A 12154-nucleotide genomic window follows, 5' to 3' on the forward strand; every position below is an offset into this window, starting at 1 on the left:
GGCTCAGCGGCTCCGGCGGGTGACGAACTCCGCCAGCGAGAGCAGGTCCTCCGCCGCCTCGAGGTCCGGCACCGCACGCGACAGCTGCTGCACGGCCCGGGCCATCCGGTCCGCCGCCTGCAGCTGGGCCCAGTCCCGGCCGCCGGCCCGCTCCACCGCGTCGGCTGCCCGAGCGACCGCCCCGGCGCCCATCGGCCCGGCGTACAGCTCGGCGAGCTCCGCCCCCGCCTCGGTGCCCGAACCTAGGGCGGCCACCACCGGCAACGACTTCTTGTGCGCGGCCAGATCGGCGCCCGCGGGCTTGCCCGTGCGGTCCGGATCGCCCCAGATGCCGATGAGGTCGTCGATCAGCTGGAAGGCCAGCCCCGCCTCCCGCCCGAAGGCGTCCATCGCGGTGATCTCCTCCTCCCCCGCCCCCGCGTACAGCGCGCCGAGAGCACAGGCACAGCCCAGCAGCGCCCCGGTCTTGGCCGTTGCCATGGCGAGGCACTCGTCCAGCGAGACCTCCCTCGGCCCACGCTGCTCGAACGCGCAGTCGGCCTGCTGGCCGGCGCAGAGCTCGATCACACAGGCGGCGAGCCGCGCCGAGGCCGCCGCCGCGGCCGGGTGCCGGTCCTCCGCGAGCAGCCGCAGCGCCAGGGCCAGCATGGCGTCGCCCGCGACGATGGCGTCCGGGGTGCCGAACACCGTCCAGGCGGTGGGTCGGTGACGGCGGGTCGCGTCCTCGTCGATCACGTCGTCGTGGAGCAGGGTGAAGTTGTGCGCCAGCTCGACGGCCGCGGCGGCACGCACCGCCTGCTGCGGGTCCCCGCCGAGCGCCCGGGCGGCGGCGAGCACCAGGGCGGGCCGGATCGCCTTGCCCGCCGCACCGGCGGCGGGCGTGCCGTCGGCGTGCTCCCAGCCGAAGTGGTACATCGCGACTCGGCGCATGGAGCCGGGAAGGGACTCGACGGTGTCCCGCAGCCGGGGATCGACGGCGTCGCGGGTGCGTTCCAGGAGCCGCGCCGCCTCATGGGCATCGGTGGCGGCGGCGTCCGGACTGGTCATGGTCACGGTCACGTCCTCTGCTGAAGGGGGTGGGGCGGGGGCGGCAAGGCGGGCCGCCCCCGCCGGATCGGCGCCGGGCGTCAGCGCCAGCGGCTCACCTCGACGTTCTCCAGCACACCGAGGGCGTCCGGCACCAGAACCGCCGCCGAGTAGTAGGCCGTGACCAGATAGGAGATGATCGCCTGCTCGTCGATGCCCATGAAGCGGACGGAGAGGCTGGGCTCGATCTCGTCGGGGATGCCGGTCTGGTGCAGGCCGACCACCCCCTGGTCCTCCTCGCCCGTACGCATGCAGATGATCGAGGTGGTCCGGGCGTCCGAGATCGGGATCTTGTTGCAGGGGAAGATCGGTACACCGCGCCAGGCGGGGATGCGGCTCCCCCCGATGTCGACGGTGTCCGGGTAGATGCCCCGCCTGCTGCACTCCCGGCCGAAGGCGGCGATGGCCCTGGGGTGGGCGAGGAAGAGCTTGGAACCGCGCCGCCGGGACAGCAGCTCGTCCATGTCGTCCGGCCCCGGCACGCCGTCGTGCGGCTGCAGCCTCTGGCCGTAGTCGCAGTTGGCGAGGAGCCCGAACTGCCTGTTGTTGACGAGCTCGTCCTCCTGCCGCTCGCGCAGCGCCTCGACCGTCAGCCGCAACTGCTGCTCGGTCTGGTTCATCGGCTGGTTGTAGAGGTCCGCGACCCTGCTGTGGACCTTCAGCACGGTCTGGGCGACGCTCAGTTCGTACTCGCGGGGGGCGGCCTCGTAGTCGACGTACGTGTGCGGGACGACGGCCTCGCCGACGTGGCCGGCGGAGAGGTCGATGGCGGCCTCCCCGTACTTGTTGGTCCGCTGGTGGGGGACCGACACCGCGGACCGGAGATGGCCCGCGAGGGACTCGGCGCGGTCCGCGAGGGTCAGCACGTCCTGCCGGGCGAGCTCCAGCGCGACGCACGCGGTGCCGGCCCGGGCGGTGAACTGCCAGACGGCGTCGCCGTCGACCAGCGACCTGTCACCGAAGTAGGAACCGTCGGCGAGGACGCCGAGCACGGCCTCGTCGCCGTAGGGGCCGGTGCCGATCTGCTCCACCCGCCCGTGCGCCAGGAGGAACACCCGGTCCGCCGCCTCGCCCTTCGCCGCCAGTACGTCACCCGGCGCGAACCGCACCTGCCGGCAGCGCTGGGCCAGTTCGCGCAGCACGGCCTCGTCGTCGTACCCGCGCAGGGGCGGCAGTTCGCCGAGCTCGGCCGGGATGACCTCGACCTGGCTGCCCGTCTGGACGAAGGTGACGCGCCCGTCGCCCACCGAGTAGCTGAGCCGACGGTTCACCCGGTACGTGCCGCCCTGCACCTGGACCCAGGGCAGCATCCGCAGCAGCCACCGGGAGGTGATCTCCTGCATCTGGGGCGCCGACTTGGTGGTGGTCGCCAGGTTCCGTGCGGCTGCCGTACCGAGACTCTGCTGTGGCAGTGCCGCGTCCTGGCCGCCCTCACGCACCTCGTCACCAACCGAACCAACCGAACCAACCGACATGGGACTCCTTCGCAATCATGGGTTGACCTGCGACGAAGAGCCTTCCAGCACGTTGAGTGGGCGCGCCATTACACAAATGAGTGGGACTAGACGGGGATGTGCGGGGCATCGCGTGCGTCTTCTGCCCGATCGGCCCACTGGCCGGATCGGCTCGCACAGCGTGCGAACGGATCGCCTGGTCACGGGGGTTGGGGTAGAAGCCCCGTACGAACACTTCCAGCCGTGAAGGAGTCGGCCATGGCCCCACCCATGTCCGCGGACAGCTTCCTCGACGCCCTGCGCGACGAGGGGCTGACGGTCGTCCAGGTCGGAGACTGGCGCACCCACAACCGCAACCACAAAGGCCCCTGGGGCCCCGTGCACGGGGTGATGATCCATCACACCGTCACCAGGGGTACCGCGGACACCGTACGCATCTGCCGTGACGGCTACGCGGGCCTGCCCGGTCCCCTGTGCCACGGCGTCATCGCCAAGGACGGCAAGGTCCACCTGGTCGGCTACGGCAGGGCCAACCACGCCGGGCTCGGCGATGACGACGTGCTGCGCGCCGTCATCGCCGAGAGAGCGCTCCCTCCCGACGACGAGGCGAACACGGACGGGAACCGGCACTTCTACGGATTCGAGTGCGAGAACCTCGGCGACGGCAGGGACCCCTGGCCGGAGGTCCAGCTGGAGGCCATCGAGAAGGCGGCCGCCGCCGTCTGCCGGCGCCACGGCTGGAACGCCCGGTCGGTGATCGGGCACCTGGAGTGGCAGCCGGGGAAGATCGACCCGCGGGGCTTCACGATGAACGCCATGCGCGCGCGGATCACGGAACGGCTCAGTTGAACCCCCCTCCCAGAAGGACTCCAGAAGGGAGGGGATTCCCGGCTCAGGCCGCCTTCGGGAGCGGCGCTCCCGGAGGTCCTGCGCCCTCGGCACCAGCCGGGTTGGTGACGCGGTCCGCGTGAACCGGACCGCCCCGGCCGCCCACACCGGGCACGGCGGGGCGGCCGGGCACGGCGGGGGAACGTGCCGGGCGGAGGCGGCGAGAATGGCGGGGTGAACGTGTTCGACCTCGCCGCCCTCCGGCCCCGGCTGCCCTCCCCCCTGGAACCGGTGGCGGACGAGCGGTTCGCGCGGCACGGCGTCCGCCTGCTGCTCAAACGGGACGACCTCATCCATCCGGACCTGCCCGGCAACAAGTGGCGCAAGCTGGCGCCGAACCTCCGCGCGGCGGCCGGCCGGCCCGTGCTCACCTTCGGCGGCGCCTACTCCAACCATCTGCGCGCCACGGCCGCCGCGGGGCGACTGCTCGGCTTCCCCACGGTCGGCGTCGTCCGGGGCGACGAACTCGCCGGGAAGCCCCTCAACGCGTCCCTGACCGCCTGCGCCGCCGACGGTATGCGGCTGCACTTCGTGGACAGGGCCACCTACCGCCGCACGTCCGAACCGGAGGTGCTGGCGGAGCTCCTGGAGCGCATCGGGGAGCGTGAGGGGTGCTGGATCGTCCCTGAGGGCGGCAGCAACGCCCTCGCGGCGCAGGGCTGTACGGAGCTCGGCCGGGAGCTGCGCGGCAGGGCCGACGTGGCCGCCGTGGCGTGCGGGACGGGCGGGACGCTCGCGGGGCTCGCCGCCGGACTCGGGGGCGGAGCGCGGGCCCTGGGCTTCCCCGTGCTCAAGGGGGGCTTCCTCGGCGAACGGACAAGCGCCCTCCAGATGGAGGCCTTCGGCGGACCGGCCGGCGACTGGTCGCTCGACGAGCGGTTCCACTTCGGCGGCTACGCCCGTGTCCCGCCCGCCCTCGACGCGTTCGCGCGGGATTTCGAAGCACGTCACGGGCTGCCCGTGGAACGTCTCTATGTCGCCAAAATGCTCTATGGACTCGTCGCCCTCGCGGGCGAGGGCGCGTTCCCGCCCGGGACCACCGTCGCCGCGGTGATCACCGGCCGGCCTCAGTCCGCGGCCTCACGGTAGGCGGCCGCCTCCTCGAGGTCCAGCCGCCGCAGCAGCGCCCGCATCATCTCGTCGTCGATCCGCCGTTCGTCCCGCAGCCGCACGAACACCTCGCGCTCGGCCTGGATCACTTCACGGGTGAGGCGGCGATAGGTGTCGTCCGCGGACTCGCCCGTGGCGGGGTTGACCGCCCCGAGACGCTCCCAGGGCGAGTTCCTGCGGCGTTCCAGGACCGTGCGCAGCCGGTCGAGCAGCGGTTCCGGGAGCGCGTTGCCCGGATCGGCGACGAGTTCCTCGAGGCGCTGCTCCGCGGCACGGGACGCCTCGCTCTGCGCCTGCGCCTCGGCCAGGGTGACGCTCCGCGGGTCGCGCTCCGGGAGCCTCAGGGCGCGGATCAGCGCCGGCAGGCTGAGCCCCTGCACGACCAGGGTGCCGATCACCGTGGTGAAGGTGAGGAAGAGGATCAGGTTGCGTGCCGGGAAGGGCTCCCCGTCCGCCGTCAGGATCGGGATGGAGAAGGCGATCGCCAGGGACACCACGCCCCGCATGCCGGCCCAGCCGACGATCACCGGGGTCCGCCAGTCCACCCCGGGCTCGCGTTCCCTGATGCGCTTCGACAGCATGCGCGGGACGAAGGTCCCGGGGAAGACCCACACGAAGCGGGACACGACCACGACGACGAAGACGACAACGGCGTACCAGGCGGCCTCCCGGACCGAGAACGAGCCGAGCCCCCGCACCACGTGCGCCAGTTGCAGTCCGATCAGTGCGAAGACGGCGGACTCCAGAATGAAGGCGACCATCCGCCAGACCGCCTCCTCCTGGAGTCTGGTGGCGAAGTCCACCTGCCAGGACCGGTGTCCGAGGAAGAGGGCGACGACCACGACGGCCAGCACGCCGGAGGCGTGGACGTGCTCCGCGGCGGCGTAGGCGACGAAGGGGATCAGCAGGGACAGGGTGTTCTGCAGCAGGGGTTCCCCGAGATGGGTCCGCAGCCAGTGGATCGGCACCATCAGCACCAGGCCGACGCCGATGCCGCCGGCCGCCGCGACGAGGAACATCAGCACGCCCTCCCCCCAGGTGATGCCCTCGCCGACCGCCGCCGCCAGCGCCACCCGGTACGCGGTGATGGCGGTGGCGTCGTTCACCAGGGACTCGCCCTGGAGGATCGTGGTGATCCGGCCGGGCAGCCGCAGCTTGCGGGCGACCGCGGTCGCCGCCACCGCGTCCGGCGGGGCGACCACTGCACCCAGCACCAGCGCCGCGGTCAGCGGCAGGCCGGGGACCACCAGGTGCGCCACCCACCCCACGACGAGGGTCGCGAAGAGGGTGTAACCGACGGACAGCAGGGCGATCGGCCTGATGTTGGCCCGCAGGTCGAGGTACGAGCTGTCGACGGCCGCGATGTGCAGCAGCGGCGGCAGGATCAGCGGCAGGACGATATGCGGGTCCAGCGTGTACTCGGGAACGCCCGGCAGGTACGAGGCGACCAGGCCGACGGCGACGAGCAGCAGGGGCGCGGGCACCACCGTCCTGCGGGCGATCCCCGCGATCGCGGCGCTCGCCGCGACAAGCGCCACCACCGACAATGCCTCCATGATCCGCCCCTCACCCGCTCACCCACGTCGTAACCTGGCCATCATGAGCGAGTGCCCGCATGTTCTCGACCTGCCGCGCCCCGAGCCCGCGCCCCTCAGCGACACGTGCCTCGCGTGCCGGGCGGCGGGTACGCACCCGGTACAGCTGCGGATCTGCCTGACGTGCGGGCACGTGGGATGCTGCGACTCGTCGCCCGGCCGGCACGCGTCGCACCACTCCGAGCAGGAGGGACATCCGGTGATGCGTACCCTGGAGCACGGAGAGAGCTGGCGATGGTGCTTTCCGGACGGTTCGATCGTCTGACGTCTGGGTACGTCAAAGCTCCGCCGATTTCTCGCAATTGAGGACCGCAGAACACTAGCCACTGTGTGTACTCATGTGCTTACCATGAGTGACAGAGTCGGGTAGGGGTCCCGGCGACACGGCACCATGGATCGCGATAGCGTCGCCAGTCGAGGTACTGGCTGCGCACCGACGCGTAGTACTCGGCTCCGGGATCGCCCTCCCGGAGTCTCGATCGACCTTGTGCCACCTTGGAGGTGAGGGTGTCCCAGATCGCAGGCGAGCCCGGGACTCAGGACTTCGTGGAAGTCCGGCTGCCCGCTGCGGGTGCCTACCTGTCCGTGCTGCGTACGGCCACGGCCGGCCTCGCGGCGCGCTTGGACTTCACCCTCGACGAGATCGAGGACCTGCGCATCGCGGTCGACGAGGCATGCGCGATCCTGCTGCAGCAGGCCGTGCCCGGATCCGTTCTCAGCTGCGTCTTCCGGCTCGTCGACGATTCCCTGGAGGTCACGGTCTCGGCCCCGACGACCGACGGACGCGCCCCGGAGCGCGACACCTTCGCCTGGACGGTGCTCTCGGCACTGGCAGGCAAGGTCGACTCCTCCGTGGCGGAGGACCGCACGGTCTCCATCAGCCTGTACAAACAGCGCGGCGCGGGACCCGGGCCGGCGTGAGGGACGGGGACGGTCCGGTGCGCGACGAGGAGCGGATTCCCGGAACGCCGAACGGCGGGCGTACGGCTCCCGCGGAGCCGGGCGGCGCACCGGCGGGCATCCCGGAGCAGCAGGCCAGGCCGCACCCGGTGGACGAGCGTGACGGCCTCCCGGCCGCGGCGGAGCAGAAGCAGGCTGGGGGTACCTCCCAGGCGAAGCACTGGCAGAGGGCGGCCATGAGCGAGCACGAGCACGACCTCAAGGAACACGGGCACCACGCTCCGAACGACCGGAGCGAGGCGCGCTCGATGTTCATCGCGCTGCGCGGACTTCCGGAGGGTTCCCCCGAGCGCGCCGAGCTCCGGAACCAGCTGGTGCGGATGCACCTGCCCCTGGTGGAGCACCTGGCCCGCCGCTTCCGCAACCGCGGGGAGCCGCTCGACGACCTGACCCAGGTCGCGACGATCGGGCTGATCAAGTCCGTGGACCGGTTCGACCCCGACCGGGGCGTCGAGTTCTCGACGTACGCGACGCCGACCGTCGTGGGCGAGATCAAGCGGCACTTCCGCGACAAGGGCTGGGCGGTGCGGGTGCCGCGGCGGCTGCAGGAGCTGCGGCTCGCGCTGACCACGGCGACGGCGGAGCTGTCCCAGCAGCACGGCCGCTCCCCCACGGTCCACGAGCTCGCCGAGCGCCTCGGTATCTCCGAGGAGGAGGTCCTGGAGGGCCTGGAGTCCGCCAACGCCTACTCGACGCTCTCCCTGGACGTCCCGGACACCGACGACGAGTCCCCGGCGGTGGCGGACACCCTGGGCGCCGAGGACGAAGCGCTGGAGGGCGTCGAGTACCGCGAGTCCCTGAAGCCGCTGCTGGAGGACCTGCCGCCCCGGGAGAAGCGGATCCTGCTCCTTCGCTTCTTCGGCAACATGACGCAGTCGCAGATCGCGCAGGAGGTCGGCATCTCCCAGATGCACGTCTCCCGCCTTCTGGCACGCACGCTCGCACAACTCCGCGAAAAGCTCCTGGTCGAGGAGTGACCCTCCGGCGGTTCCGGACGGGCGTCCGTACGTCCGCCCCGGCCGCCGGAGGCTATGCCCGGCCGCGGATGCCCAGCGCCTCCGTCGTGCGCGGGTTGAGGAGCAGCGCCAGCGAGGTGACGGCCACGACCGCCAGCACGATGCCCGCCGGGATCAGGGCGCCCGACGAGCGGAGCAGGGTCCAGGCCACCGGCAGCGCCATGATCTGGGTGATGATCGCGGGCCCACGGCTCCAGGTACGCCTGAACAGCAGTCCGCGGGCCGCGAGCAGGGGAATGGCACCCAGTGCGATCAGCGTCACTCCGCCCGTCTCGGCCTGCGACGTGCTCTCCGGGGTACCGGTCAGGCCCGACACCAGCATGTAGAGGCCGCCGGCGAACAGGGCCAGGGCCTCCAGCCCGCACAGGGCTGCCGCCGCGGTCAGCCGCCCGGGCCGCTTCGCGGGTGCGCCGGGGGAGGTCTCGGGGGTCTGCTCAGCACTGCTCACCCCTGCAGGGTAGCCCCGGGTCCGATGCGCCCCGCGGACGGGCGGCACCGGGGCCGCTCGCCCCGGACTGGGCCGCGTACCCCTTGGTAGGTACGCTGGCGGCCATGCGCGCACTCCTCGTGGTCAATCCGGCGGCAACCACCACCAGTGCCCGCACCCGTGACGTGCTCATCCACGCCCTCGCGAGCGAGATGAAGCTGGAGGCCGTCACCACCGAGTACCGCGGCCACGCTCGCGACCTCGGCCGCCGCGCCGCCGACTCCGACGACATCGACCTGGTCGTGGCACTGGGCGGCGACGGCACGGTCAACGAGGTTGTGAACGGGCTGCTGCACGCGGGCCCGGACCCGGACGCCCTGCCGCGCCTCGCCGTCGTCCCCGGCGGCTCCACGAACGTCTTCGCCCGCGCCCTGGGGCTGCCGAACGACGCCGTGGAGGCCACCGGAGCGATCCTGGACGCCTTGGAGACGGGCAGTGGCCGCACGGTCGGCCTCGGCATAGCGGCCGGTACGCCGGACACCCCGGACGAAGGCGTTCCGCCGCGCTGGTTCACGTTCTGTGCCGGTTTCGGATTCGACGCCGGGGTCGTCGGCCGGGTCGAGCAGCAGCGGGAGCGCGGCAGGATCTCCACGCACTCCCTCTACATACGCCAGGCGGCACGGCAGTTCCTCGCCGACCCGCACCGCCGCAGCGGCGCGATCACCCTGGAACGCCCCGGGGCGGACCCCGTGCGCAATCTGGTGCTGTCCATCGTCTGCAACACCTCTCCCTGGACCTACCTGGGGAATCGTCCGGTGTACGCGGCTCCGGCGGCGTCCTTCGACTGCGCCCTGGACGTCCTCGGCCTGGGCCGGCTGTCGACCGCCGCCCTGGCCCGCTACGCGACCCAGCTGCTCACCTCGACCCCGGATCGCGGCCCGCGCGGCAAGCACGTGGCCTCTTTTCACGACCTCACGGACTTCGCCTTGCATTCGAAGGTGGCGCTGCCCTTCCAGATGGACGGCGACCACCTTGGACTACGCAGCAGCGTGACGTTCACAGGCGTACGCCGTGCACTGCGTGTGATTGTGTGAGCGGAAGGGGCGAAAGTCCTTCCAGTCGAACGTTTAGGCGCGGGTCCACCCCATGGAAGTACGGCTGTGACCTAGTCGACACCGAGGAATCAAAAAAAACTTTCCGGAAGGGGTTGTATCCGCCGCCGAGGTTTGCGAATCTCTACATGGCGATCGGGACGGCCCGCAGGACCGGCCTCCCAGAGAGCCAGAACCCCTCCTCAACCTGGACCACAACCAGTTCATCTGGGCGTCGGACCTTCACTTGCGGGGGGATTCGTGAAAGCGTTCACATTCACAAGCAACCTGCATGTAATACCAAGAGAGGTAGCAGCCATGGACTGGCGTCACAACGCCGTTTGCCGCGAGGAAGACCCCGAGCTGTTCTTCCCCATCGGCAACACCGGTCCTGCGCTGCTGCAGATCGAGGAAGCCAAGGCCGTCTGCCGTCGCTGCCCCGTCATGGAGCAGTGCCTGCAGTGGGCGCTCGAGTCCGGTCAGGACTCCGGCGTCTGGGGTGGCCTCAGCGAGGACGAGCGCCGCGCGATGAAGCGCCGCGCCGCCCGCAACCGGGCGCGCAACGCGAGCGCCTGAAAGCCCCCTGCCAACAGCCTGAGCCCGGCGGCGCGTACGGCGAGTACGCATTCACCGCCCCCGAGCCGCAGCGCGCAGCAGTATCCTAAAGCTTTCGAGCCCCGGACCATCACGAACGGTCCGGGGCTCGCTGCTGTGCACGGGGGAACGGACGGCCCGGAGCCCTCACCCCGTCCCGGCCGTGGAAGCGGCATGGCGGCGCCCCTCGGGCGGGCCCCGGCTACTTCTGGCTCTGCACGGGAATGTCGAGGACGACCCGGGTACCCCGCCCGGTGGCCGGCTTCATGTCGAAGGTGCCGCCCAACTCCCCCTCCACCAGGGTCCTCACGATCTGGAGCCCCAGGTTGCCCGCCGTCTGCGGGTCGAAGTCCGCGGGCAGCCCCCGGCCGTCGTCCTCCACGGTGATCAGCAGCCGCTCGGCCGAGCGGGGGCCGCCGCGTACCGCGGACACCTCGACCGTGCCGTGCTCCCCGGGGGCGAAGGCGTGCTCCAGCGCGTTCTGCAGCACTTCGGTGAGGACCATGGAGAGCGGCGTGGCGACCTCGGCGTCGAGGATGCCGCAGCGGCCGCTGCGCCTGCACTCGACCTTGCCGGGCGAGATCTCCGCCACCATGGCGAGCACCCGGTCGGCGATCTCGTCGAACTCGACCCGCTCGTCCAGGTTCTGGGACAGCGTCTCGTGGACGATGGCGATGGAGCCGACACGCCGGACCGCCTCGTTGAGGGCCTCCCGGCCGCGCACGGAGTCCATCCGCCGAGCCTGGAGGCGCAGCAGTGCCGCGACCGTCTGGAGGTTGTTCTTCACCCGGTGGTGGATCTCCCGGATGGTGGCGTCCTTGGTGATCAACTCGCGCTCGCGACGGCGGAGTTCGGTGACGTCGCGGAGCAGTACGAGGGAGCCTATGCGGATGCCCTTGGGCTTCAGCGGGATGGCGCGGAGCTGGATGACCCCCCCGTTGCCCTCCACCTCGGCCTCCCGGGGCGCGTAACCGCTGGCGAGCTTGACCAGGGCCTCGTCGACGGGGCCCCGGGACGGCGCGAGTTCGGCCGTGATCTGGCCCAGGTGCTGCCCGACCAGATCGGCCGCGAGGCCGAGCCGGTGGTACGCGGACAACGCGTTCGGGGACGCGTACTGGACGACACCGTCGGCGTCGAGGCGGATCAGCCCGTCGCCCGCGCGCGGCGAGGCGTCCATGTCGACCTGCTGCTCGGGGAACGGGAACGCGCCGGCGGCGATCATCTGGGCGAGGTCGGAGGCGGACTGCAGATAGGTCAGCTCGAGCCGGCTCGGGGTGCGCACCGTCAGGAGGTTGGTGTTGCGCGCGATCACTCCGAGGACCCGGCCGTCGCGCCGGACCGGGATCGACTCGACCCGTACCGGCACCTCCTCGCGCCACTCGGGATCGCCCTCGCGCACGATGCGGCCCTCGTCGAGTGCGGCGTCGAGCAGTGGACGGCGGCCGCGGGGAACCAGGTGGCCGACCATGTCGTCCTGGTAGGAGGTGGGTCCCGTGTTCGGCCGCATCTGGGCGACGGAGACGTACCGCGCGCCGTCCAGGGTGGGGACCCAGAGGACGAGGTCCGCGAAGGAGAGGTCGGAGAGCAGTTGCCACTCCGAGACCAGCAGGTGCAGCCACTCGAGGTCGGACTCGCTCAGAGCGGTGTGCTGGCGTACGAGGTCGTTCATGGAGGGCACGTTGTGAGCGTACCTTTGGTGAGAACCTGACGGGACGGGCCTCCGTAGGGGAGGATGGGCCGGGAAAGTGTGTGCGCAGATGGATGGACAGGACAGAATGGTCTAGTCCACAATGACACCGTCCTGCCGGAACGCCACCCGGACTGCGGACAACAGAAGACCTCCGCCCTCCCCGCACAGGAGGGTGGACCGAGGACCCGGCGCTCTCTGCCCTGACTGCGCCGCGGGCCTCCACACGGCCGACCGGGACCGCAC

The 12154-nt window shown here is 71.4% G+C and carries 12 protein-coding genes; 7 read left to right on the forward strand and 5 right to left on the reverse strand.

Translation table 11 applies throughout. The annotated features are described in order from the left end of the window. Nucleotides 1-3: 3 nt before the first annotated feature. On the reverse strand, nucleotides 4-1047 hold the full coding sequence (locus FEF34_RS12465) for a family 2 encapsulin nanocompartment cargo protein polyprenyl transferase (RefSeq protein WP_171053286.1): 1044 nt from the start codon (nucleotides 1045-1047) through the stop codon (nucleotides 4-6). An 80-nt stretch (nucleotides 1048-1127) separates the two neighbouring features. Next, the gene (locus FEF34_RS12470; protein ID WP_138053250.1) at nucleotides 1128-2561 is read right to left on the reverse strand and encodes a family 2B encapsulin nanocompartment shell protein; all 1434 of its coding nucleotides are present in this window, start codon (nucleotides 2559-2561) and stop codon (nucleotides 1128-1130) included. 237 nt (nucleotides 2562-2798) lie between these two features. Here FEF34_RS12470 and FEF34_RS12475 point away from each other — a divergent pair, with 237 nt between their 5' ends. Both FEF34_RS12475 and FEF34_RS12480 read left to right on the forward strand, forming a co-directional pair. After that, on the forward strand, nucleotides 2799-3389 hold the full coding sequence (locus FEF34_RS12475) for an N-acetylmuramoyl-L-alanine amidase (protein WP_171052928.1): 591 nt from the start codon (nucleotides 2799-2801) through the stop codon (nucleotides 3387-3389). 213 nt (nucleotides 3390-3602) lie between these two features. Then, nucleotides 3603-4517 (forward strand): 1-aminocyclopropane-1-carboxylate deaminase/D-cysteine desulfhydrase, encoded by a 915-nt coding sequence (locus FEF34_RS12480; protein WP_138053251.1) that lies wholly within the window; start codon nucleotides 3603-3605, stop codon nucleotides 4515-4517. Here FEF34_RS12480 and FEF34_RS12485 read toward each other — a convergent pair. Continuing rightward, on the reverse strand, nucleotides 4496-6094 hold the full coding sequence (locus tag FEF34_RS12485) for a Na+/H+ antiporter (protein WP_138053252.1): 1599 nt from the start codon (nucleotides 6092-6094) through the stop codon (nucleotides 4496-4498). The two genes, FEF34_RS12480 and FEF34_RS12485, sit on opposite strands and share 22 nt — an antisense overlap. Nucleotides 6095-6137: 43 nt before the next feature. On the opposite strand from FEF34_RS12485, the gene FEF34_RS12490 reads away from it, so the two are divergent. The 3 genes from FEF34_RS12490 to FEF34_RS12500 all read left to right on the forward strand — a co-directional run bounded on the left by FEF34_RS12490 (nucleotide 6138) and on the right by FEF34_RS12500 (nucleotide 8070). Next, the gene (locus tag FEF34_RS12490) at nucleotides 6138-6398 is read left to right on the forward strand and encodes a UBP-type zinc finger domain-containing protein (RefSeq protein WP_138053253.1); all 261 of its coding nucleotides are present in this window, start codon (nucleotides 6138-6140) and stop codon (nucleotides 6396-6398) included. Nucleotides 6399-6640: 242 nt separating this feature from the next. Beyond that, nucleotides 6641-7054 carry an ATP-binding protein gene (locus FEF34_RS12495; protein ID WP_138053254.1) on the forward strand — a complete coding sequence of 138 codons (414 nt, stop codon included), beginning with the start codon at nucleotides 6641-6643 and terminating at the stop codon, nucleotides 7052-7054. Further along, entirely contained in the window at nucleotides 7051-8070 is a 1020-nt protein-coding gene (locus FEF34_RS12500; RefSeq protein WP_138053255.1) for an RNA polymerase sigma factor SigF, read from the forward strand. The genes FEF34_RS12495 and FEF34_RS12500 overlap by 4 nt, the downstream gene beginning before the upstream one ends. Before the next feature lie 52 nt (nucleotides 8071-8122). On the opposite strand, the gene FEF34_RS12505 is transcribed toward FEF34_RS12500, so the two are convergent. Beyond that, nucleotides 8123-8557, reverse strand: coding sequence for a hypothetical protein (locus FEF34_RS12505; RefSeq protein ID WP_138053256.1), 435 nt, complete (start codon nucleotides 8555-8557; stop codon nucleotides 8123-8125). Between the two features lie 104 nt (nucleotides 8558-8661). Here FEF34_RS12505 and FEF34_RS12510 point away from each other — a divergent pair, with 104 nt between their 5' ends. After that, a complete protein-coding gene (locus tag FEF34_RS12510; protein ID WP_138053257.1) occupies nucleotides 8662-9630 on the forward strand; it encodes a diacylglycerol/lipid kinase family protein in 969 nt (322 codons plus the stop codon). A 315-nt stretch (nucleotides 9631-9945) separates the two neighbouring features. Then, nucleotides 9946-10203 carry a WhiB family transcriptional regulator gene (locus FEF34_RS12515; protein ID WP_003953983.1) on the forward strand — a complete coding sequence of 86 codons (258 nt, stop codon included), beginning with the start codon at nucleotides 9946-9948 and terminating at the stop codon, nucleotides 10201-10203. A gap of 220 nt (nucleotides 10204-10423) precedes the next feature. Here the strand turns inward: FEF34_RS12515 and FEF34_RS12520 are convergent, their stop codons facing one another. Beyond that, a complete protein-coding gene (locus FEF34_RS12520) occupies nucleotides 10424-11890 on the reverse strand; it encodes a sensor histidine kinase (RefSeq protein ID WP_138057438.1) in 1467 nt (488 codons plus the stop codon). Nucleotides 11891-12154: the final 264 nt, after the last annotated feature.

The sequence above is a fragment of the Streptomyces marianii genome (assembly GCF_005795905.1).
Lineage (GTDB): Bacteria > Actinomycetota > Actinomycetes > Streptomycetales > Streptomycetaceae > Streptomyces > Streptomyces marianii.